General features: G+C 61.8%; 21 protein-coding genes, 1 tRNA gene and 1 pseudogene. 8 read left to right on the top strand and 15 right to left on the bottom strand.

Annotated features, from left to right (window positions below; all coding sequences use genetic code 11):
- Window positions 1-1,054, bottom strand: a protein-coding gene (locus KYK83_RS13465) for an IS3 family transposase (RefSeq protein ID WP_248284462.1) whose coding sequence is annotated in 2 segments (ribosomal slippage) — window positions 1-796 and window positions 796-1,054 — 1,055 coding nt annotated over the 2 segments. Because the reading frame shifts where the segments join, the coding sequence is not laid out codon by codon here. This gene is flagged as partial in the annotation.
- A gap of 85 nt (window positions 1,055-1,139) precedes the next feature.
- Between KYK83_RS13465 and KYK83_RS17665 the strand changes: the two are divergent.
- A pseudogene (locus KYK83_RS17665) lies at window positions 1,140-1,598 on the top strand (hypothetical protein).
- Between the two features lie 363 nt (window positions 1,599-1,961).
- On the opposite strand, the gene KYK83_RS13455 reads toward KYK83_RS17665, so the two are convergent.
- The 3 genes from KYK83_RS13455 to KYK83_RS13445 form a co-directional block, all read right to left on the bottom strand.
- Window positions 1,962-2,351, bottom strand: a complete 390-nt coding sequence (locus tag KYK83_RS13455; protein ID WP_196793211.1) for a hypothetical protein — start codon at window positions 2,349-2,351, stop codon at window positions 1,962-1,964.
- Between the two features lie 209 nt (window positions 2,352-2,560).
- Window positions 2,561-2,776: a helix-turn-helix transcriptional regulator gene (locus KYK83_RS13450; RefSeq protein ID WP_006834205.1), complete on the bottom strand. Its 216-nt coding sequence runs from the start codon at window positions 2,774-2,776 to the stop codon at window positions 2,561-2,563.
- Window positions 2,769-3,260, bottom strand: coding sequence for a hypothetical protein (locus KYK83_RS13445; protein ID WP_006834206.1), 492 nt, complete (start codon window positions 3,258-3,260; stop codon window positions 2,769-2,771). The genes KYK83_RS13450 and KYK83_RS13445 overlap by 8 nt, the downstream gene beginning before the upstream one ends.
- Window positions 3,261-3,604: 344 nt before the next feature.
- Here KYK83_RS13445 and KYK83_RS13440 point away from each other — a divergent pair, with 344 nt between their 5' ends.
- The 3 genes from KYK83_RS13440 to KYK83_RS13430 all read left to right on the top strand — a co-directional run bounded on the left by KYK83_RS13440 (window position 3,605) and on the right by KYK83_RS13430 (window position 4,990).
- Window positions 3,605-4,189 carry a lytic transglycosylase domain-containing protein gene (locus tag KYK83_RS13440; RefSeq protein ID WP_222828597.1) on the top strand — a complete coding sequence of 195 codons (585 nt, stop codon included), beginning with the start codon at window positions 3,605-3,607 and terminating at the stop codon, window positions 4,187-4,189.
- A gap of 64 nt (window positions 4,190-4,253) precedes the next feature.
- Window positions 4,254-4,805, top strand: a complete 552-nt coding sequence (locus KYK83_RS13435) for a thermonuclease family protein (RefSeq protein ID WP_176267529.1) — start codon at window positions 4,254-4,256, stop codon at window positions 4,803-4,805.
- Window positions 4,796-4,990, top strand: a complete 195-nt coding sequence (locus KYK83_RS13430; RefSeq protein WP_176267530.1) for a DUF6961 family protein — start codon at window positions 4,796-4,798, stop codon at window positions 4,988-4,990. Before KYK83_RS13435 ends, KYK83_RS13430 begins: the two co-directional genes overlap by 10 nt.
- Window positions 4,991-5,126: 136 nt before the next feature.
- On the opposite strand, the gene KYK83_RS13425 is transcribed toward KYK83_RS13430, so the two are convergent.
- The gene (locus KYK83_RS13425; RefSeq protein ID WP_222828596.1) at window positions 5,127-6,350 is read right to left on the bottom strand and encodes a tyrosine-type recombinase/integrase; all 1,224 of its coding nucleotides are present in this window, start codon (window positions 6,348-6,350) and stop codon (window positions 5,127-5,129) included.
- A gap of 165 nt (window positions 6,351-6,515) precedes the next feature.
- Window positions 6,516-6,602 (bottom strand) — tRNA-Leu (locus tag KYK83_RS13420).
- Between the two features lie 174 nt (window positions 6,603-6,776).
- On the opposite strand from KYK83_RS13420, the gene KYK83_RS13415 reads away from it, so the two are divergent.
- Window positions 6,777-7,727 carry a complex I NDUFA9 subunit family protein gene (locus KYK83_RS13415; RefSeq protein WP_222828595.1) on the top strand — a complete coding sequence of 317 codons (951 nt, stop codon included), beginning with the start codon at window positions 6,777-6,779 and terminating at the stop codon, window positions 7,725-7,727.
- A 1-nt stretch (window position 7,728) separates the two neighbouring features.
- On the opposite strand, the gene KYK83_RS13410 is transcribed toward KYK83_RS13415, so the two are convergent.
- The 4 genes from KYK83_RS13410 to KYK83_RS13395 form a co-directional block, all read right to left on the bottom strand.
- Entirely contained in the window at window positions 7,729-8,196 is a 468-nt protein-coding gene (locus KYK83_RS13410; protein WP_222828594.1) for an NfeD family protein, read from the bottom strand.
- 10 nt (window positions 8,197-8,206) lie between these two features.
- Entirely contained in the window at window positions 8,207-9,211 is a 1,005-nt protein-coding gene (locus KYK83_RS13405) for an SPFH domain-containing protein (RefSeq protein ID WP_103023040.1), read from the bottom strand.
- A 71-nt stretch (window positions 9,212-9,282) separates the two neighbouring features.
- A complete protein-coding gene (locus KYK83_RS13400) occupies window positions 9,283-10,575 on the bottom strand; it encodes a serine hydrolase domain-containing protein (protein WP_248284461.1) in 1,293 nt (430 codons plus the stop codon).
- Complete coding sequence (locus KYK83_RS13395; protein ID WP_222828593.1) at window positions 10,536-11,402, bottom strand: dienelactone hydrolase family protein; 867 nt, start codon at window positions 11,400-11,402, stop codon at window positions 10,536-10,538. The genes KYK83_RS13400 and KYK83_RS13395 overlap by 40 nt, the downstream gene beginning before the upstream one ends.
- Window positions 11,403-11,527: 125 nt before the next feature.
- Between KYK83_RS13395 and KYK83_RS13390 the strand changes: the two genes are divergently transcribed.
- Together KYK83_RS13390 and KYK83_RS13385 are read left to right on the top strand one after the other, a co-directional pair.
- Window positions 11,528-13,699, top strand: a complete 2,172-nt coding sequence (locus tag KYK83_RS13390) for a PQQ-dependent dehydrogenase, methanol/ethanol family (RefSeq protein ID WP_222828592.1) — start codon at window positions 11,528-11,530, stop codon at window positions 13,697-13,699.
- Window positions 13,700-13,701: 2 nt separating this feature from the next.
- On the top strand, window positions 13,702-14,151 hold the full coding sequence (locus tag KYK83_RS13385; protein WP_222828591.1) for a protein tyrosine phosphatase family protein: 450 nt from the start codon (window positions 13,702-13,704) through the stop codon (window positions 14,149-14,151).
- Here the strand turns inward: KYK83_RS13385 and purU are convergent.
- The 3 genes from purU to KYK83_RS13370 all read right to left on the bottom strand — a co-directional run bounded on the left by purU (window position 14,141) and on the right by KYK83_RS13370 (window position 16,409).
- On the bottom strand, window positions 14,141-14,995 hold the full coding sequence (gene purU, locus KYK83_RS13380; protein ID WP_222828590.1) for a formyltetrahydrofolate deformylase: 855 nt from the start codon (window positions 14,993-14,995) through the stop codon (window positions 14,141-14,143). The genes KYK83_RS13385 and purU overlap by 11 nt on opposite strands.
- Before the next feature lie 69 nt (window positions 14,996-15,064).
- Entirely contained in the window at window positions 15,065-15,391 is a 327-nt protein-coding gene (locus KYK83_RS13375) for a hypothetical protein (RefSeq protein WP_103023034.1), read from the bottom strand.
- Between the two features lies 1 nt (window position 15,392).
- Complete coding sequence (locus KYK83_RS13370; RefSeq protein ID WP_222828589.1) at window positions 15,393-16,409, bottom strand: NAD(P)H-dependent flavin oxidoreductase; 1,017 nt, start codon at window positions 16,407-16,409, stop codon at window positions 15,393-15,395.
- A 97-nt stretch (window positions 16,410-16,506) separates the two neighbouring features.
- Here KYK83_RS13370 and KYK83_RS13365 point away from each other — a divergent pair, with 97 nt between their 5' ends.
- Window positions 16,507-18,318 (top strand): SLC13 family permease, encoded by a 1,812-nt coding sequence (locus KYK83_RS13365; RefSeq protein WP_222828588.1) that lies wholly within the window; start codon window positions 16,507-16,509, stop codon window positions 18,316-18,318.
- Here the strand turns inward: KYK83_RS13365 and purT are convergent, their stop codons facing one another.
- Together purT and KYK83_RS13355 are read right to left on the bottom strand one after the other, a co-directional pair.
- On the bottom strand, window positions 18,319-19,479 hold the full coding sequence (purT, locus tag KYK83_RS13360) for a formate-dependent phosphoribosylglycinamide formyltransferase (RefSeq protein ID WP_221597085.1): 1,161 nt from the start codon (window positions 19,477-19,479) through the stop codon (window positions 18,319-18,321).
- A gap of 103 nt (window positions 19,480-19,582) precedes the next feature.
- Window positions 19,583-20,866, bottom strand: coding sequence for an aspartate kinase (locus tag KYK83_RS13355; protein WP_234036483.1), 1,284 nt, complete (start codon window positions 20,864-20,866; stop codon window positions 19,583-19,585).
- Window positions 20,867-20,881 lie beyond the last annotated feature (15 nt).

Raw genomic sequence — 20,881 nt, 5'->3', positions numbered from 1 at the left:
TGTGGCCGGACGGTGTTGTAGTGGATACGCCAGCGCTCGATCAGGATGATTGCCTCCTTCAGAGTGTAGAAGATCTCCCCGTTGAGAAGCTCATCCCTGAGCTTGCCGTTGAAGGATTCGTTGTAGCCATTCTCCCATGGTGATCCGGGTTCGATGTAGAGAGTCTTCACACCAATCCGCCAGAGCCAGTCGCGCACGGCATGAGAAGTGAACTCAGCGCCATTATCGCTACGGATGTGATCAGGCGGACCATGGCGTTGGAACAGCTCGGTCAGCACGGCCAGGACATCATCGCTCTTGAGCTTGCGCTGGACATGGATCGCCAGGCACTGGCGGCTGTACTCGTCGATCACGGTAAGCATGCGGAAGGCCTTGCCGTCATGGGTGCGATCCATGACGAAGTCGTAGCTCCACACATGGCCACTATATTGCGGACGCAGCCTCACGCATGATCCATCGTTGAACCACAGACGCCCGCGCTTTGGCTGTCTCTGCGGAACCTTGAGCCCTTCACGGCGCCAGATCCGCTCGACCCGCTTGGCGTTCACCAACCAACTTTCATTGCGCAGCAGCGCCGTGATCCGGCGATAGCCGTAGCGACCATATTGCTGGGCCAGCCGGATGATTGCAGCTGTCAGCGGCTTCTCGTCGGCTGGTGGTGCGGGCAGCTTGCGCTGGGTCGAGCGGTGCTGGGCAACGACCCGGCAGGCACGGCGCTGGCAGATATCCAATGCCTCCTGCACATGGTCGATGGCCAGCCGACGCCGTGAAGGGCTCAGTACTTTCCCTCGACAACCTCCTTCAGGATCAGCGCATCGAGCGTAAGATCAGACACCGCCTTCCTGAGCCGCTGGTTCTCCTTCTTGAGATCCTTCAATCGCCGAGCCTGGCTGACCTTCAGCCCACCGTACTCGCGTCGCCAGCGATAGTAACTCTGCTCCGAAATCCCCAGCGATCGGCTGATCTCCCCGATCTTCTCTCCGTGCGAGAGCCGAACTTCGGCCTCACGCAGTATCCCGATAATCTGTTCCGGCGTGTATCTCTTCCGTGCCATTCATCAGCCCCTTTCAAGCCGTAAATAGCCGAAATCCTAACTCTCAAAACGGACCACTTTTCGGGGGGAAGGTCACCTCTGGCCGATGGGAAGGACGCTGACAGGCTGGAAACCGCAGTTGGGCGGTTGGGGCTTGATCGACCTTAGAAACGCGCAATCGGTCGATCCGTTTTCCCTGGCCTCAGATGAACTCATTGAGGTTACCGACTGGGAACTACTTGATTTTGCAGTTCAAGTTGTCAAGCAATGGCTCCAAAGGAAGGGTTTCGAGATCATGTCCACTCACTCAAATCCCAACGTCGATCCGAACATCTGATTTGTCGGAGACAATGGACCCGAGTGGGTAATCGTACGAGCAGCGCGATATCCAGAAAAGGTGGCTCAGATCCCGAGCAACGTAGAGGCCATCGCTAAGCAATGCGAAGCTCTCAGTCACTTGGGGAATTTCGCATCTTTTGGCTTTGCGTTGGCGGAAAACGTTGAAAGGCCCATCTGGCGGGGACACGCTGCCGATGTCCAATTCGAAGGCTTTAAGCCGATCTGATCCGGAAGCTCTCATTGCTCCACGCAGGTGTGCGATCTCTTGAAGAATCATGCGGCCATATTCGTGCTCGGCGGTCGCTTTTGGGGTGTAATATAGCCGCCGCTCTGCGCCAAAACACCAGACGTCCAGACCGGTAACGGCGTGGGCTGTAGACTGGAGTTCGTTCGACCTGAGGCCGGTCGGATTACGACTTCTTACCAGTCGTCGAAACTTTGAATTTTGCTCAGATTGGAAACCTCATTCAAGTGCGTTTCCAAGTGATGGCGTTCCTCATCCCAAACCGCAAACAGATGTTCTGCGCCAGAATTCTCAATGTTGTTTAATTCGAAATCGTACACATCGAGAAACAATTGCTCGTAGTACTTAGAGAGACGATTCTCCATGCTGGTGAATGTCACGTATAGCTGGGCATTCTTCGGCCATTTTTTTGACGTGGCTATCAACGCGAAGCTCAGCAAACCCTTTCCCGACATACACGCATAACATCGTGTAATTGCCATGGTCGTCGCAGGCGTCATAGTCTACCCACAGGTGATAGAGGCCTGTCTGACCACGGAGGAATTTAAGATAGAGCTTGTACGTTATGTTCCCAATACGAAGTTCGTCGTCGACCGGCAGTTCCGCACAAAATGCGCTCTCGTTCACCAACTCATGGGCAGAAATTGGCTGGCTTAGTTCTAAGAGCGCTATTTGATCGAACGCATCGTACTCTTGATTTTGACACGGGAAATCTTGTTCGATGCACTTTGTCATGATCGGCTCGACCTACTCAATATTGTATGTTCCTTAATAGGCGCCGGTGGCTTCCGAAATCAGCTCGGTTCTTGCAGCGACGAGCGCTCCCAATACTCGAGGGTATCGGGCCGACTGCTTCGATCCGGCGACCGCGCAAAGGATGCCTTTGACTGCCCCTGTCGATGGCACGTCCGCCTCCAACCAGTCAGCTCCAGACCAATAAGCGGTCACTTCAGGCGGTCCGAAATCCAGGCCTCCACTTCGTCTTCTGCCCATGCGACCGCATATCCACCCAGCTGCACGGGCTTCGGAAACTTGCCCTCGGCCATCCAGCGATAGATTGTCGAACGGCCAAGCCCGACGCGATGCTGAACTTCGGGCAGGCGAATGAGCCGCGTCACCCGCCGGGTTTCGGTCGCTCCTTTGTCTATCTCTTCACCCACGATGGCCTCCCTCGGCACCGGCAAAGACATCGCCAAGCAGCGCATCCTTGCGTTCGAGCTCGTCGATGTGGTCGGAGAGCAAGCGGGCGACGCGGTGCGCGGTCCCCTTGGCCCAGCGCGGCTTCACATCGTGAACCTGGTTGCCCAAGACACGCTCGAGCGCTGAAGGCAGTTCGCCGGAAAAGTCCTCGAAGAATTGCGCGAGGTCCGATTGCAGCCACGCAATCGCGTGATCGCCGCCGCTGACGAGGAACAGGAGCAGGTGTGCGTGCGGCGCGACGCCGCTCGCGGCAAGAATGCGCAAGGCTTCGCCGAGGCTGGCCGAGCGTTCGCCCGCAAGAACACGGCGCAGGGCATCCTTATGGATCTGCGCGTCGCGAGCGATGTCGCAGCGGGCACGGCCGCTGGCTTCGACGGCGGCCAAAAGCAGCCGGGCGAGGTCGGCGCGAACCTGTTGTTCGGCAAAGAGCGCCATGTTGGTCATCGACGAATCCTTATCTCCAGAGTGATCGACTCTCCGGCTAACCGCGAAGGAAGCCTGTAGGAAAACAAAAAGAACATTTAGAGAACATAGAGGAAGGAACGATCAGCTTCCTCCGACGATTCGCGCGAATTTCGGTCGCCTGCGCGCATATCGCGGCTCTCTTCGCTCAGATGCCGGCACAGTCAGCGCTGTTGCGCGATCAGCCTGCGCGAATCCCGTGCATCGCACCTCCCGATGTCGCTTTTTGCTTGGTCGAAAGCCCCAAAATCCAATTCCCGATTTCCTACAGGCATATGTTCTACTTATGTTCTATATCGATTCGAATCAATGGAGCACCACTCGAGATGACCCGCCTCAATCGTCGGACCGCGATAGCGGTCGCCTGTTTGGGAATGATCGCGACCTCCTCTCAGCAAGTCCGCGCCCAGGATTTCACCTTGTTCGAACACGCGGTCGTTCCGCCGAAGACGGACCAGCAGCCGGCAAGGCAATATCTTCCTGCAATCTACCAGGCCGAGCCAGCAAACATATCCTATCGGGAAAGCCTGTATATGGCGGCGATAGCCGAGGCTGAGCGCCGTTACGGGCTTCCGACCAACCTGCTTCGTGCTCTTATCTGGGCTGAATCCCGCTTTAATCCGATGGCTGTGAGTCCAGCCGGTGCTGCCGGGCTGGCGCAGCTTATGCCGGCCACGGCGCGCGAACTGGGCGTCCGGAACCGTCATGACCCTCTTGCATCGATCGACGGTGGCGCCCGGTATCTTCGCGATATGTTGGACCGGTTCGACGCGGTCCACCTGGCCTTGGCTGGTTACAATGCGGGCCCAGGTGCCGTCTCCCGATCACGCGGCATTCCCAGCAACGGTGAAACACCGCAATATGTCCGGTCCGTGTTGGGACGTTGGCAAGCAATTGGTACGTACAATTGACGAAACTGCCTGATTTCCGGCTATTGTCTGAAATCATGTGCCGGAATGAAAACGGACAACGCTAGTGAATGAGACCCCCGGTGAGCCGTTCGATTTTCGCAAGTCGTTGAAGGCACAGAAGCGCCGGAAGCTGAGAAAGGAGATCGCGTTGGGATTGGGAGCATTCGCGATCGTATTTGCTGGAGGGATGCTGGCACTCACCTGGCCAGTCCATGATGCCAGCATTGCTAACGACGATCAGCAGCCTCAAACTTTATTCCAGCAAGCGAGCTTCCCACAATTCGACATTTGCGGATCCGTCCGGCGCACATGCGTCGTGGATGGAGATACCTTCTGGCTTGATGGCGTAAAGATCCGCATTGCTGACATCGATACACCAGAGATCAGCGAGCCTCGTTGCGATTATGAATACCAACTCGGCATGCGCGCGACGCATCGCCTTGTCGAATTGCTCAATGGCGGACCCTTTGAACTGAGGACCATCGGAAGCAGAGATGAGGATCAGTACGGTCGTAAACTGCGGGTCGTAACGCGCGGCGGCCGCTCGCTTGGCGATCAGTTGGTCAGCGAAGGGCTGGCGCGGACCTGGACCGGGCGACGTGAACCATGGTGCTGAACCGCGATCAAGAATTGTGGGCCGTTGCACTTTGGGTCGAAAAGAACCATGGCGAAGAGGGAGCCGCGTTTATCGCAAAGCAGATCCAGCGACTTTCCAACGAAGGGGACGAGGCAGGCATAGCAACGTGGAAGACTGTTGCTGAACGGTTCGATCAGCTTAGCTGCCAAAGCTCTGCGAACTGAGGCTCAGCACGATGCGGAAGTGGCTTAAAGTCTGGGGCATCAGAATTGAGTTCGCCTTGCTCGCGTCAGTGTCCCTGATAGGGCTCGTCCTGAGCCTTCAATCCTGCACTGGCTGAGAAGAAATTCGTTCTTCCGATCAACCATTCGCAAACTTTCCCATGATGACCTTTCCTCCTGTCCGGAGCTCATCGAGGTAGTCGCTCCACCATTGAGCCATGCGCACGCGCTCTTCCCAATGTTTGCCGCGATGGTAGATGCCACGCACAACATTGCTGTCGCCATGTGCCAGGGCACGCTCGATCGCATCGGGATTCCAAAGGCCCGACTCGTTCAGGAATGTCGATGCTGTCGCCCGGAGTCCATGCGCGGTGACTTCTTCCTTCGAATATCCCATGCGACGAAATGCGGCATTGAGCGTGTTTTCACTCATGGGACGCTTGGAGCTGCGCGCAGACGGGAAGACATATCCTTCGCGGCCGAGCATCTCGGCCAGGTCTGTGAGATAACCTCTAACTTGCTTGGACAGCGGGACGGCATGCGCTCGGCGCGCTTTCATTTTACCGGCAGGGATCTTCCAGACCCCATCGACCAGGTCGATCTCATGCCATTCGGCGTGGCGGAGTTCGCCGGGACGTACGAACACATGCGGCGCGATCTGCAAAGCAAACTTGGTCACCATGTAGCCAGTGAAGTCGTCGATTGCGCGCAGCAGCCCGCCTAGCTCGGTGGGCTCGAGGATTGCTGCATAATGCGTGGCTCTCGGCGTTACGAGAGCGCCCTTCAGCATACTGGTCGGATCGGATTTGCAGCGGGTGGTAGCGACACCGTAACGAAACACGCGGCCTGCGAACGAGCGGCATTTCTTCGCAGTCTCGTGCTTACCAGTGGCTTCCAGTCGTTTCAGAGGAGCCAGGACTTCGAACGGCTCGATCTCGTGGATGGGTCGGTTACCGATGGCAGGCGCAAGCTTGTCGAGGAAATAATTGGCCTTGACGATCGTGCCATCGGCGCGGCCATTCTGGACCATCATCTGCTCGATATATTCACGCGCGACTGCCTCGAACGTCTGTGCAGAAAGGAACTCGGCGCGGATTTTCCGCTTCCGCTTCTCAAAGGCCGGGTCGCCCCCAGAAGCAACAGCTCGTCGTGCCTCGTAGGCTGCGTCTCGGGCTTGCTTGAGGCTGATGTCAGGATAGCTGCCGATGCAGAGCTTCTTTTGCGCACCACCGATCCGGTATCGGAATCGCCAAAGCTTGCTGCCGGTCGGCGTGACCTCGACATATAGGCCGCGCTCATCGGTTACCTTGTACGGTTTGTCCTTGGGCTTGAGAGCGCGGAGGCGAGTATCTGTCAGCGGCATGTGGGGGCCTTTTCATCTGGGCCTTTGCGAAACGGCCTCAAAAGGCCCACAAAAGTGTCTGGAACCCCCGAGAACAGGCGGGACGATCCGGAACGATCCAAGGGCCAAATCCCTAGGATTTCTGCGGGTTTTATAGATTATTTGGGAGAACGTGAGAAGAACAAATGGTGCCCAGAAGAGGACTCGAACCTCCACGCCCTTGCGAGCGCCGCCACCTGAAGACGGTGCGTCTACCAATTCCGCCATCTGGGCACACTTGTCGCAAAGCCGGTCTTCGAAGCACGGCTGCGGGTAGGCGCGGGCCACTAGCGAAGGGCGCCCTCCTCTGTCAATGGCTTTCGCACATGTCGGAACGCTTGCGGCACAGCGAAGGTTGGGGCTAGGGGCGCAGCAACGATTCCACCTTCGAGGATACAGGCGAATACCATGGCGAAAAGCGGCGCGTTGAACGGCAAGCTGGTAGTGCTGATGGGTGGCAGCGGTTTTCTCGGCAATTACGTTGCCCAGGCCCTGCTCGAACGTGGCGCGCGCGTCCGCATCGCCAGTCGTAATCCCGACAAGGCTTTCAAGCTGAAGCCCCTCGCCAATCTCGGCCAGATCCAGTTTGCGCGCTGCAATGCGGCAGATCGCACGTCAGTAGAGCGTAGCATCTCCGGGGCCGACGCGGTCGTGAACCTGATCGGTGCGTTCGATGGCAATCTGCGCCGCCTGATGGGCGATGCGCCAGGCTGGATGGCCGAAGCCGCCGCAAGCACAGGCGCCCGCGCCTTCGTACATGTCAGCGCGATTGCGCCCGAACCGGACGAAGATGCCGAAATCGAATATGCAGCAGCCAAGCGGCTGGGCGAAAAACAGGTTCTTGCGGCCTTTCCGAAAGCGACCATCCTTCGCCCCAGCATCGTGTTCGGCAAGGACGACAAGTTCATCAACATGTTTGCAGGTCTGATTTCGAACCTTCCGGTGCTGCCCGTTTTCGCTCCGGATGCCAAACTGCAGCCGGTCTATGTGGACGACGTGGCCGAAGCCGCCGTCCGTGCGCTCGAGCAACCCGATGTTTTCGGCGGCAAGATCTACGAGCTCGGCGGTCCGGAACAGCTTTCCATGATGGACATCAATCGCGCGATCGCAGAGGCGCAATACCGCGATCGCAGCTTCCTGCCGATGCCCGATGCGATTTCGGCGATTTTCGCGGCCCTGCCCGGCACTCCTATGGGGAGCGACCAGTGGGAACTGTTGAAATCCGGCAATGTCGTTTCGGGCGACCACCCCGGCTTCGACAAGTTCGGCATTTCGCCGCGGCCGCTAAGCCTGTTCCTCGACAAATGGATGGTGCAGTACCGCAAGCACGGCCGCTTCAACGAACGGGCGAGCGTCTAGATCAGGCGTCTTTCGCCGCGCTGCCGTCGAGCAAGGCGACCGGCTCCACCAGCAGATCCGAGCCCCTGCTCCCGATGATGCGTACGCGCGTGCCGATATCGGCATCGCTGCCGCGCGCGTTCCATTCGCCGTCTCCCACCTTGACCCGGCCCGAGCCGCTTTCGATCACTTTCGTCACCAGTGCGGTTTCCCCCACCAGCCTGCCGGTCCGATTGTTCAGCAGCGGGTCGGAGGAGATGATGGGCCGATCGCGCAGCCAGCGCTTGGCGGAAAAGGCAAAGATCAGCGACAGCGATACCCAGGCGATGATCTGCATCGCGAGCGGCGGCCCGGAAACGAAAGCCAGCGCGGCGATCGCCAGTGCCGCCATCGCCATCCAGATCAGATAGACCCCGGGCACGATCATCTCGAGCGCGGCCAGGGCCAGTCCCACGATCAGCCATATCCAGTATGTTTCGATGCCGTCCATGGCCCCGCCTCTATCCGTTCCTGGACGGGGGAACGCTGGGCCGGCGTACCGGGGCGCGGTCGCGCGGTTCGGCGATCGGTGTGCCCGTGTCGGCCGGTCCCTCCGCCTTGTCGAAGGCGCCCCGCATCAGTTCACCGATCCCGCCGAGCGAGCCGATGAGCTGGGTCGCCTCGACGGGAAACAGGATCGTCTTGGCATTGGGACTATCGGCGAACTTGCCGACCGCCTTGGTATATTCCTGGGCGACGAAGTAATTGATCGCCTGATTGCCCGACGATGCGATCGCGTTCGACACCATCTCGGTTGCGCGCGCTTCGGCTTCGGCTGCGCGTTCGCGGGCCTCGGCATCGCGGAACTGTGCCTCGCGCTTGCCTTCCGCCTCGAGGATGGCCGACTGCTTGCGGCCTTCTGCGCGAAGAATCGAACTGGTCTTGTCGCCTTCCGCCTCGAGGATTTCCGCACGCTTGAGCCGTTCCGCCTTCATCTGGCGCGCCATGGCTTCGGAAATATCCATCGGCGGACGGATGTCCTTGATCTCGACGCGGGTGATCTTGATGCCCCAGGGCGAGGTGGCATGATCCACTACGCTCAGCAGACGGGCATTGATCTCGTCGCGCTTCGAAAGTGTTTCGTCTAGGTCCATCGAACCCATCACCGTGCGCAGATTGGTGGTCGTCAGCGCCAGGATTGCATTGTGCAGGCCCGACACTTCATAGGCGGCCTTCCCCGCGTCCAGTACCTGAAAGAACACCACCGCATCCACGCCGACCATGGCGTTGTCCTTGGTGATGATCTCCTGCCCGGGAATGTCGAGCACCTGTTCCATCATGTTGATCTTGTGCCCCACGCGGTCGATGAAGGGGATGATCAGATGCAGGCCGGGATCGGCGGCAAGTGTGTATTTGCCCAACCTCTCGACCGTGTAGACATACCCCTGCTTCACCACGCGCACGCCCATCATCAGGAACAGTATCGCGACCAGAACAATCAGCGCCAGAACGAGCGTACCGCCCATGTTGGAAACCCTCCTCTATTCGGGGGGTATCGTAGCGAACGCAGGACTGGCGGCAAGCGAAAGCGGCGCTGCTACTTCGCCCCGATGTAATCGGCACCATAGATGGCGTCGCGAATATCGTGGTGCAGCGTGCCGTCGAAATCGATTTTCTGGGTCGCGAACACCACGGCCATGTCCTGCACCGGATCGACCCAGAACAGCATGGACGGCAGCCCGTCCCAGAAGAATTCGCCGGTCGTGCCGCGGTTTTCCTCGGCATCGAGCGGCGGTCCGGTGCGGACGAAAAAGTCGAAACCGAAACCGCCGTTCCCCTTGCCGACCAGCCAGCTGCGGTTTTCGGGCCCGATGCGCGGGTCCAGGTGATCGGTCGCCATAAGCTGCACCGTGGCAGGTTCGAGTATGCGCACACCATCCAGTTCCCCCTCGCCCAGCAGCATGCGCGCAAACCGCATGTAATCGTCGACCGTGGTGACGATGCCCGATCCGCCCATCGTCATCGGCTTGCCCATGAAATTGGCCTTCAGCCATTCATCGCGCGGCATGGGTTCCAGCGTGCCGTCATCCTGCGCGATGTAAATGCGGGCGAGCCGGGCCAGGTCCGCCTCATCGCGCTTCCAGCCGCTGTCGGCCATGCCCAGCGGGTCGAAGATATGCTGCTTCACATAGCTGTCGAACGGCTGGCCGGAGAGGACTTCGACCAGCCGGGCCTGCACATCGACCCCGGCGGAATAACTCCAATGCGTGCCCGGTTCGTAGAGCAGGGGAACCTGCGCCAGCTTCTGCGAAAACTGCGCCAGGGTATTGTCGGCGCTCAGCGGGTCCAGCTCCTGCCATGTGCGATCGGCAGCATTCTGCGGCTCGCCGCCCGGGCCGTAGCTGAAACCGGCCGTATGGCGCAGCACGTCGCGCACTGTGATGGCGCGTCTGGGCTGTGCCACGATGGCGCTGCCATCTTCGCCCTCGCCCGTCAGAACGCGGGTCGCCTGATATTCAGGCAGGTACCAATGCAGCGGATCGTCGAGGCCGAATGCGCCCTTCTCCCACAATTGCATCAGCGCGACGCCGGTGACGGGTTTCGTCATCGAAAACACCTGCACCAGCGTATCCCGGGAAAACGCCTTCCCCTCTTCGCGAACAGCATCGCCGGAAGCCGCGAAGCAGGCCTCCTCGCTGCCTTGCCATATCAGCACGGATGCACCGACGGTGCGGCCTTGCTCAACGGCCTTGCCGAGAAATTCCTCGGCCGCGGCGCAATCGGGTTCGAACTCCTGCGCTGCCAGTGGTGTCGCCAGCACCAGAGCAGCAAGAGCGACCGAAAGGCGCATCAAAGCGCGGCGGAATACAGGCGAAGCAATCTGGCCCATGCCCGTTCCGCCTGCTCGCGGTCATAGGCAGTGGAATCCGGCACGCACCATCCGTGGTCGGCGGGATAGACTTCTATCTCGGCCTCGCACCCGGCAGCAGTCGCCGCATTGCGAAGCGCGGTCTTTGCGCCCGGCGCCTGGGCATCGTCATCCTGCGCTATGGCGATTAGGTAATGCGCATCGGCGCGCAGCATGGTGTGCGGGCTCGGCCCGTCTTCGCGCACCAGTCCGCCCCCATGGAAACTGGCGCCCGCCTGGATGTGGTCGTCTGCCGACGGTGCGACCACGGCGAAGCTGCCCGTCATGCAATAGCCCTGCGTTCCGATCCCGCGATCGGTATCGACTTCGGGCTGTTCCAGAAGCCACTCGGCGCAGGCGCGCGCATCGGTCTGGATTGTCGCCGGTGTGAACTTGCTGCGCCAGGGTTTGACCCTGTCGAAACCGCCATTGGCGGCAAAACTTGCAAAATCTTCAAACTGCTGCCCGGCAACGTCGCGATAGTACGGGTTGGCCAGCAGAACCGCGTAACCCTCACCGGCCAGCCGCTGTGCCATCTGCCGCTTGGCCGGGCGAATGCCGGCGATATCGGGCCACAGGATTACGGCAGGGTGCATGCCGCTGGCGGGATGAAAGAATTCGCCATCCATCGTGCCGGCAGGTGTTGCGAAAGTGACCTTGCGTCCGCTCCTGTTCTGCGCGGCCGAACTTTCGGCTGCCCGCTCTACAGGTGCACAGGCCACGGCCCCCGCTGCCATCGCGCCCGCCCCGAAACCGCGCCGCGTCATCGCCTGCCGTCCCCAGCGGGCCAGCATTTCTTGGTCGCACATCGTTCGTCTCTCCTCTGTCCCGTCAGTCCGGCACTGTTGCAGCTAGCCAGCGTATGGACAAGCTTTCGCTGGAGAGGCAAGATAGGTTGCATAGAGCGACGCAAATGTCGCCGGGGGAGAGAGCGATGCGAGGGATCGGTTGGGCGGCGCTGGCCGCGCTGGGGTTTGCGGGCGTCTTGTCGGGATGCAGTGTGGGCGCGGCCGAAGAACCGGCAGGCGGCATAGACAATATAAGGCTGATAAATGCGGCCGACGATCCGGCGAACTGGATTACGCATGGCGGCACATATGCCGAACAGCGCTTTTCGCCTCTCGACCAGATAAACCGCGAAAACGTCTCCGGGCTCGGCCTTGCCTGGTTTGCCGACATGGACACGGCCCGCGGGCAGGAAGCGACCCCGTTGGTGATGGACGGCAAACTCTACGTCACCAGCGCATGGAGCAAGGTCTTCGCCTTCGATGCCGCGACCGGGAAGGCATTGTGGAGCTACGATCCCGAAGTACCCGGCGAAACCGGCGTGAAGGCTTGCTGCGATGTGGTCAATCGCGGGCTCGCCGCCTGGGGGGACACGCTTTTTCTCGGCACGCTGGACGGGCGGCTTATCGCACTCGATCGCAATACCGGCAAAGTCGTCTGGGAAAAGGTCACCGTCGATCAGTCCAAAAGCTACACCATAACCGGCGCCCCGCGCGTGATCGATGGCAAGGTGCTGATCGGCAATGGCGGCGCCGAATTCGGCGTACGCGGCTATATTGCGGCCTATGATGCGAAGGACGGTCACGAGCTCTGGCGTTTTTACACTGTGCCGGGCGACGATGGCGATGACGCGCCCGAATATCTGAAGGCAGCTCAGTCAACCTGGAGCGGCGATGCGCTTTCGGGCGAAGACGGGATCGGCGGCGGCGGGACCGTGTGGGATTCCATGGCCTATGATCCGGATCTCGATCTGCTCTATATCGGGGTTGGCAATGGCAGCCCGTGGAACCGCGCCTATCGCAGCCCCGGCGCCGACGGCACCGGCGAAGGCGACAACCTCTATCTGTCCAGTATCGTCGCCATCCGGCCCGATACCGGCGAATATGTCTGGCACTACCAGACGACACCGGGGGAAACGTGGGATTTCACTGCGACCCAGCACATCATCCTGGCCGACATGAAGATCGGCGGGCGGGATCGAAAGGTGCTGATGCAGGCGCCGAAGAACGGCTATTTCTACGTTCTCGACCGCGCCACGGGCGAATTCATTTCCGCCGAACCCTATATCCCGCTCAACTGGTCGACCGGGATGAGCGCCGACGGCCGGCCGCAGATGAACCCGGAAACGCGCATCGACATCACCGGCAAACCGGCGCTGGTCATGCCGGGGCCGCTTGGCGGGCATAACTGGCATCCCATGGCTTACGACCCGGGCGAAAACCTCGTGTACATTCCCGCATTCGAAGCGGCGATGCTCTATTCCCCCGAAGCGAACTGGAAACCCGACAGGGCCCGCGGTTTCAACATCGGCTACGATCTGGGCGCGGGCGATCTGCCGCCCGATCTGGGTATCAGGCGCGAAGTGCAGGGAACGATCAAGGGGCGGCTCGTCGCCTGGGATCCGGTAGCGCAGAAGCCGCGCTGGACGGTCGAACATCCCGGGCCATGGAACGGCGGCGTTCTGGCGACAGGTGGCGGGCTCGTATTCCAGGGCAATTCGGGCAGCGACTTCGCCGCCTATAATTCCGCGACCGGGGATCGTTTGTGGCGTTTCGCCGCGCAGACGGGCGTTGTCGCCCCGCCCATCACCTATTCGGTTGATGGCGAGCAGTATGTCGCAGTCCTCGCCGGATGGGGCGGTGCTTTCGCTCTGTCGGTCGACGGGGAACTGATCGACAACATGCGCCCGGTTCGCAACATAAGCCGGCTTCTCGTGTTCAAGCTCGGGGGCAAAGAGCAATTGCCGGCAGAGCCGGACTTTGCCCTGACCCCGCTCGATCCGCCACCTTCGCGCGCCACTGCAGCTACGATAGAACTCGGCCGCACCAAATATGCGCGCTATTGCGCCGTGTGCCATGCTCCCGGTGCGGTTGGATCGACCGAGCTTCCCGACTTGCGGCGTTCGGGTGCGCTGGACAATCAGAAGGCCTGGGTTCAGATCGTCCATGGCGGGGCACTGGAAGGAAACGGCATGGCCAGCTTCGCCAAATCCCTGTCGGAGAGCGAGGTCGAGGCAATCCGTCAGTATGTGATCAAGCGCGCCAACGAGGACAAGGCCATGGAAGCCCAGCGCGCCAAAACCCGCACCGCCGCGCAGTAGGCATGGGCGATCCGTCCGATATCAGAAACTGGCGCAGGCGTTCGGACGCGATCACCACTTCCGGCAGGTTGGAGGCCGGTGATCCCGCCAGACTGGCGGCCCTGGGCGTGCGTCACGTCGTGAATCTGGCGCTCGACGATCACCCCGAAGCGTTACCCGATGAAGCGGAAAAGCTGGCAGCCGAAGGGATCGGCTATTCGCACATTCCGGTTCCCTTCGATGCGCCGCGGCGCGAACATGTCGCCGAACTGGCACGCGTGCTGGCCGATACGAAGGGCCCGGTTCATGTGCATTGCATCATGAACTGGCGGGCGACGGCGTTTTTCTACTTGCTGGACCTCGAAAACGGCGTTCCCGAATACGAAGCGCGCGCACGCATGGCCACGGTATGGGATCCCCTTGCCAGCGACGATCCGCGTTTGGCGCCCTGGAAGGCGTTGCTCAGCTCCTGAAGACGACCGTGCGCTGGCCGTTGAGCAGAACGCGGTCTTCGAGATGCAGACGGACGGCTTCAGCCAGAACCCGGCTTTCGATATCGCGACCCTTGCGCACCAGCTGATCGGGCGTGTCCGCATGGCTGATAGGCTCGACGTCCTGATGGATGATCGGTCCTTCATCGAGGTCGGCAGTGACGTAATGCGCGCTCGCGCCGATCATCTTGACCCCGCGCTCGTATGCCTGGTGATAAGGCTTTGCGCCCTTGAAGCCGGGCAGGAAACTGTGATGGATGTTGATGCACCGCCCGCTGAAATGCGCGGCCTGTTCGTCGGACAGGATCTGCATGTACCGCGCCAGCACGACCAGCTCGGCCCCACTCTCTTCGGCGATTGCGCGCACCTTTGCCTCCTGCGCGCTTTTCTCGCCGCTCGTCACGGGGAGGTGATGGAAAGGGATGCCCCCCAGATGCGTATGCTCGATTGCCGCGCGCGGATGATTTGAGATGATCGCCACGGGCTCTATCGGCAATTCGCCGATCCGCCAGCGGTATAGCAGGTCGGCCAGGCAGTGATCGAACTTGCTGACCATGATGAGCACCCGCCGCGGCCGGTCGCGCAGCGCAAGCTCCCAATCCATCGCGTGTTCGGCGGCAATCGGTGCGAACTCTGTCCGAATCATTTCGCGCGAAGCCTCGCCCGGATCGAACTCGACCCGCATGAAGAAGGCATCGCTCGACCGGTCGTTGAACTGCTGCGCTTCGAGAATGTTGCCGCCGCGTTCGAACAGGAACGACGTGACGCGCGCGGTGATGCCCGGGCGATCGGCACAGGACAGGGTCAGGACTAGGGGCTCGGACATCCCGTTTCCATGTCCTGCCATTGTGGGTCGGTGCAAGCGCTATGCGCTTGGGGCGCGACAATCAGGAATTCATCCGTCGAATTCGAACACCACCTTGCGCATGCCCGCTTCGATCAGCGCGGTCCGCACGACCTCCATGTCGGCCTCGCCCAGCGGGGATTCGCAGCTGACCACCCGCGCGATCGGATCGCGCAACGAAAAGCCGCCGGTCGCGATGACCTGCCGGATCCCACGCACGATCGTGTCCTCCAGATAGCGCGGGTTGGCGACTACGGAACTGTCCGAAGAGAACGCATATTCCGCGCGCTGGTCTACGAACGTGTCGGTGGGGCGATGCGTCACCTGCACCCGATCGCGATAAATCGCTATATCGAGATCGAGGCGATGAATCGTCATCTCACCGGCGCGCGAGCGCTTCCTCGCTCTGGCTCATCAGCTTTTCGATGATGACGGCCACCGGCTCTTCTTCCTTCAGCATGCCGACCGACTGGCCCGCCATGAGGCTGCCGTTCTCCACATCGCCATCGATCACGGCGCGGCGCAGCGCACCGGCCCAGTAATGTTCGATCTGGAGCTGCGCTTCGGCCATCGCGATTTCCTCGCGGTCGAGCACGCCTGCCACCTCGATCTGCTTGCGGGTGAACTCGTCCGTACCCTTGTTCTTGAGCGCGCGCACCGGGATCACCGGCAGCCTCGGGTCGACCTGCACGCTGGTGATGGCATCGCGCGCGCTGGCGCGGAAGAAAGCCTTCTTGAAGTTGGGATGCGCGATGCTTTCGGTGGCGCAGGCGAAGCGCGTGCCCAGCTGGACGCCCGCCGCGCCCATTTCCAGATAGCCGGCGATCGCCTGGCCGCGGCCGATCCCGCCGGCGACGAAGATGAGATGGTCTTCGGCAAGTTCGGGCAGCATTTCCTGCGCCAGGACGCTCGTGGAGACAGGGCCGATATGGCCGCCCGCTTCCATGCCTTCGATCACCAGCGCGTCCGCGCCGGAGCGCAGCAGCTTTTTGGCGAGAGCCAGCGTCGGCGCGAAACAGATCACCTTGGCGGGGTTCTGCCCGCCCTTGATCGCTTCGACACTGCCCTTGGGCGGAATGCCCCCGGCCAGCACCACATGGCCCACGGCGTGCTTTTCGCACACGGCGATGAGGTCGAAGAGCTGCGGGTGCATGGTGATGAGGTTCACGCCGAACGGGCGGTCGGTCAGCTTGCGGGTTTCGGCGATTTCGGTGTCGAGCAGATCGGGCGTCATCGCCCCGCAGGCGATCACGCCGAACCCGCCGGCGTTCGAAATGGCAGAGACGAGATTGCGTTCGGACACCCAGCTCATCGCCCCGCACAGAATGGCGGTTTCGCTGCCGAGAAAATCGCAACCGCGCTGCATCAAACGCGAAGTCTTGGAGTAACTGTTCATGATGAGATCGCTTAAGCCCACCCCGCAATCCTAGCAAGCACATGCACTCATTCGATTTAACTAGGCATCCCGTACTTTTACTGTAGCCGACATTTGAATGCCATCGCTTCTACCTGATTCGGTCGCCGCTTATCACCCGCTCATCGGGCTGATACTCCTTTTCCTCCTGTTCGCCGGCTTCGTGGTGGAACGTCTGCCGCCGGTGGTCGTGGCCACGCTCGGCGCGCTGATCATGCTGTTGCTGGGGTTCATTTCCACCGACGAACTGCTCGGCGTGTTCTCGAACCCCGCGCCCATCACCATCGCGGCGATGTTCGTGCTGTCGGGCGCGCTGCTGCGCACGGGCACGCTGGAAGAAGTGTCGGGCTGGATCATCCGCCGCACCCGGCGCAAGCCCCGGCTGGCGCTGGCGGAAATCGGCTTCGGCACCATTGCGGCCTCGGCCTTCATGAACAACACGCCGGTCGTTCTGGTGATGATCCCGGTGGTCAAACGCCTCGCCCGCTCGCTCGGAACCGCGGCCACGCGCCTGCTGATCCCGCTTTCCTACCTCTCGATCCTGGGGGGCACGCTCACGCTGATCGGCACCTCGACCAATCTCCTCGTCGATGGCGTCGCGCGCGAACAGGGGCTCGCTCCGTTCGGCATGTTCGAAATCACCGGCGTGGGTCTCGTCGCGGCGCTGGCAGGCACCGCCTATCTCGTGCTTGCCGGGCCCCGGTTGCTGCCCGATCGCCCGCAGCGCGCGCTCGACGATGATACGGAAAGCGATTTCTACCTCTCCCACCTCGTCGTTTCCGAAAACAGCCCGCTTATCGGCCAGGAACTCGGATCGACCAAGCTGGTGCGCCGCCCCGGCGTGAAGATCATCGGCATCAAGGCCGGGGGCGAGGTGATCCGCAAGGATATCGGCGAACATATCCTCGGCGTGGGCGACCAGCTGGTGGTCGGGGCCAGTCCCGCCGAACTCGCTTCGCTGGCGGAAGCCTTCGATTTCCGCACCGGCCTTACCGGCGTGGGCGGCGGCGTCGATACGGCGGGCAGCGGGCGTCCCGCCGACCTGTCCCTGATCGAAGCGGTCGTTTCCAGCTCCCACCCCATCATCGGGCGGCGGCTTGCGGAAATTCCCATGCTTGCCAAGCTCAAGGTGCGCGTGCTGGGCCTGTCGCGTCCGCGCCATATCGCCGGTCCGGAACTTGCCGAAGTGCGCGTGAGGGCTGGCGATCGCCTGCTGATCGCAGCCGGTGCCGATGCCGTGCAGGCGCTGCAGAACAACGTCATGCTCGGCACGGTGACACAGGCGCCGACCCGCGCCTTCCGCCGCGCCCGCGCCCCGATCGCCATCGGCACGCTGGCCGCGGTCGTCCTGCTCGCGGCGATCTTTTCCTGGCCGATCCAGGCGCTGGCCCTGATCGGTGCAGGTCTTGTGCTGGCGACGCGCTGCCTCGAACCGGAAGAAGCGTGGTCGGCGATCGACGGAAATACGCTGGTGCTCATCTTCGGCATGCTCGCCTTCGGCGTCGGGCTGGACAATGCCGGTACGGTCGAACTGATCGTGGCGACCCTCGAACCGGTCTTCGCCAATGCGTCGCCGCTGCTGCTGCTGATTGCGATCTACGCCCTGACCAGCCTGCTGACCGAAAGCGTGACCAACAATGCCGTCGCGGTCATTCTGACGCCCATCGCCATCGGCCTTGCCGGGGTGACGGGCGCCGATGCGCGCGAACTGGTGGTCGCGGTCATGCTCGGCGCCAGCGCCAGCTTCGCAACGCCCATCGGATATCAGACCAACACGCTCGTTTACGGCGCGGCGAACTACCGGTTCATGGACTTCGTGAAGATCGGCCTGCCGATGAACGTGGTCGTCGGCATCGCAACCTGCTTCGCCATCGACGCCTTCTTCGGCTGATCAGTCGCCGTAGACGATCCGCACCTTGTGTGCCGCTTCGCGCGCCTTGCGCCGGGCTTCGTCGGTATCGCCAGCCGTCGCCAGGGCCACGCCCATCCGCCGATAGGGTCGGCTGTCGGGCTTGGCGAAAATCCGCAGGTCCGCTCCATCGGCCATCGCTTCCGCCAGCCCTTCGTAGGACAGGCTCTTCGAATCGCGCTCGGCCAGGATCACGGCGCTTGCCGCCGGGCGGGCGCGCAGATCGGCCGGAACGGGCAGGCCCAGCACGGCGCGGGCGTGCAGGTCGAATTCGGTCAGGTTCTGGCTCACCAGCGTGACCATGCCGGTATCGTGCGGCCGGGGGGACAGCTCGGAAAAGATGACCTCTTCGCCCTTCACGAAGAACTCGACCCCGAACAGGCCATAACCGCCCAGATCGTCCACCACGGTCCGCGCCATTTCCTGCGCCTTGGCGATGGCCTGATCCGACATCGGCGTCGGCTGCCAGCTTTCCTGGTAATCGCCGCGCTCCTGCCGGTGGCCGATGGGCGGGCAGAAGGTCACGCCGTCCCTGTGGCGAACTGTCAGCAGGGTGATCTCGTAATCGAAATCCACGAACTGCTCGACGATCACGCGCTGCCGGTCGCCGCGCATGTTGGCGTGGGCATAATCCCATGCCGCCTCCAGCCCGGCCTCGTCGCGCACGGTCGACTGGCCCTTGCCGGACGAGGACATGACCGGCTTGATCACGCAAGGAAAGCCGGTGTGCTGCGCCGCCGCCTTCACCTCTTCGAGGTTCTTGGCATAGTGATATTTCGACGTGACGAGGCCCAGCTCATGCGCCGCAAGATCGCGGATCGCATCGCGGTTCATCGTCAGTTGCGCCGCGCGGGCCGACGGGACGATGGTAAAGCCCTCGTCCTCCAGTTCGGCCAGCACGGATGTGCGGATCGCCTCGATCTCGGGGACGATATAGTCGGGCCGGTGCTTCTCTGCCGCTTCGCGCAGCTTTTCGCCGTCGAGCATGGAGAACACCTCGCGCGCATCGGCCAATTGCATGGCCGGCGCATCGTCATAGGCATCGCATGCCACCACATAGGCACCCAGCCTCTTTGCCGAAATGACGAATTCGCGGCCCAGCTCGCCCGAACCGAGCAGCAGGATTTTCGCGGTATGGCTCATGTGCGCGTCGCTCCCAGACCGATGACAACCCCGGCCTCATAGGCCAGATAGACCAGACCCACCGCCACCAGCACGCTTGCAATCGCGGTTGCGACGCGCCGGATCACGCGACGGCCTCGTCCACCGCATCCAGCCCGTAGGCGGTGTGGAGGACCCGGACCGCCAGTTCGGTCTCGTCCTCGTCGATCATCACGCTGATCTTGATTTCGCTGGTGGAGATCGCCTGAATGTTGATCCCGCGATCCGACAGCGCGCGGAACATGGTGCTGGCGACGCCTGCATGGCTCTTCATCCCCACCCCGACCACGGAAATCTTGGCGATCTTGCTGTCGGTGATCAGGCGGTTGAAGCCGATGTCCTCGCGCTTGTCTTCCAGCAGCGCCTGCGCGCGTGCCAGATCGGTCTGCGGCACGGTGAAGGTCACGTCGGTCTCGCCCTTGTCGCGGCCCACGTTCTGGATGATCATGTCCACATTGATGGACGCCGCCGCCAGCGGTTCGAAGATATGCGCCACCGCCCCCGGCTTGTCGGGCACGCGGGTAAGGATCACCTTGGCCTCGTTCTTGTCATGCGCGATGCCGGTCACGTGCTGGCGTTCCATATCGCCCTTCTCCACCAGTTCGTTCATTTCTTCTTCCGACACGATCATCGTACCCGGAAGGTCGTCGGCAGGGATGGCATCCTCGCCGACGAAGCTGGAAAGGACCTGCACCCGCACGCCCTCTTTCATGGCAAGCCCGACCGAACGCGTCTGGAGCACCTTGGCCCCCACGCTCGCGAGCTCGAGCATTTCTTCGTAAGTGACCGCCTTCTGCTTCCTCGCCTTGGCGACGATGCGCGGGTCGGTCGTATAGACGCCGTCGACGTCGGTATAGATATCGCAGCGATCGGCCTTGATCGCCGCTGCCACGGCCACGGCCGAGGTGTCCGAACCGCCGCGTCCCAGCGTGGTGATGCGGCCATCGTCGCCCACGCCCTGGAATCCCGGGATCACGGCGATCTCGCCCGCTTCCATGCTGGCGATCAGCGCATCGCCATCGATCTCGTCGATGCGCGCCTTGGCGTGGGCCTCGATCGTGCGGATCGGCAATTGCCAGCCGAGCCAGCTTCGCGCCTGGCTGCCCAGCGATTGCAGCGTCAGCGCCAGAAGGCCGCTGGTCACCTGCTCGCCGCTCGCGACCACCACGTCGTATTCCGCCGGATCGTACAGCGCATTCGCCTCGCGGCAGAAATTCACCAGTCGGTCTGTCTCGCCCGCCATGGCCGAAACGACCACCGCGACCTCGTGTCCGCGCGCCTGCTGTTTGCGCACGATATTGGCCACGCGCCGGATGCGCTCGGTCCCCGCCATGGAGGTTCCGCCGAATTTCATCACGATACGGGCCAAGCGAGGAGGTCTCCG

This window comes from Qipengyuania pacifica, from assembly GCF_019857205.1.
GTDB lineage: Bacteria > Pseudomonadota > Alphaproteobacteria > Sphingomonadales > Sphingomonadaceae > Qipengyuania > Qipengyuania pacifica.
Note: the sequence above shows the minus strand (reverse complement) of the source record. Positions and strands in the feature narration are given on the sequence as shown.

Bases quoted from the DNA above. Each gene is read 5' to 3' on its own strand.
- KYK83_RS13455 (WP_196793211.1), bottom strand. From the start codon at position 2,351: ATGACAAAGTGCATCGAACAAGATTTCCCGTGTCAAAATCAAGAGTAC.
- KYK83_RS13445 (WP_006834206.1), bottom strand. From the start codon at position 3,260: ATGACCAACATGGCGCTCTTTGCCGAACAACAGGTTCGCGCCGACCTC.
- KYK83_RS13440 (WP_222828597.1), top strand. From the start codon at position 3,605: ATGACCCGCCTCAATCGTCGGACCGCGATAGCGGTCGCCTGTTTGGGA.
- KYK83_RS13430 (WP_176267530.1), top strand. From the start codon at position 4,796: ATGGTGCTGAACCGCGATCAAGAATTGTGGGCCGTTGCACTTTGGGTC.
- KYK83_RS13425 (WP_222828596.1), bottom strand. From the start codon at position 6,350: ATGCCGCTGACAGATACTCGCCTCCGCGCTCTCAAGCCCAAGGACAAA.
- KYK83_RS13415 (WP_222828595.1), top strand. From the start codon at position 6,777: ATGGCGAAAAGCGGCGCGTTGAACGGCAAGCTGGTAGTGCTGATGGGT.
- KYK83_RS13410 (WP_222828594.1), bottom strand. From the start codon at position 8,196: ATGGACGGCATCGAAACATACTGGATATGGCTGATCGTGGGACTGGCC.
- KYK83_RS13405 (WP_103023040.1), bottom strand. From the start codon at position 9,211: ATGGGCGGTACGCTCGTTCTGGCGCTGATTGTTCTGGTCGCGATACTG.
- KYK83_RS13400 (WP_248284461.1), bottom strand. From the start codon at position 10,575: ATGGGCCAGATTGCTTCGCCTGTATTCCGCCGCGCTTTGATGCGCCTT.
- KYK83_RS13395 (WP_222828593.1), bottom strand. From the start codon at position 11,402: ATGTGCGACCAAGAAATGCTGGCCCGCTGGGGACGGCAGGCGATGACG.
- KYK83_RS13390 (WP_222828592.1), top strand. From the start codon at position 11,528: ATGCGAGGGATCGGTTGGGCGGCGCTGGCCGCGCTGGGGTTTGCGGGC.
- KYK83_RS13385 (WP_222828591.1), top strand. From the start codon at position 13,702: ATGGGCGATCCGTCCGATATCAGAAACTGGCGCAGGCGTTCGGACGCG.
- purU (WP_222828590.1), bottom strand. From the start codon at position 14,995: ATGTCCGAGCCCCTAGTCCTGACCCTGTCCTGTGCCGATCGCCCGGGC.
- KYK83_RS13375 (WP_103023034.1), bottom strand. From the start codon at position 15,391: ATGACGATTCATCGCCTCGATCTCGATATAGCGATTTATCGCGATCGG.
- KYK83_RS13370 (WP_222828589.1), bottom strand. From the start codon at position 16,409: ATGAACAGTTACTCCAAGACTTCGCGTTTGATGCAGCGCGGTTGCGAT.
- KYK83_RS13365 (WP_222828588.1), top strand. From the start codon at position 16,507: ATGCCATCGCTTCTACCTGATTCGGTCGCCGCTTATCACCCGCTCATC.
- purT (WP_221597085.1), bottom strand. From the start codon at position 19,479: ATGAGCCATACCGCGAAAATCCTGCTGCTCGGTTCGGGCGAGCTGGGC.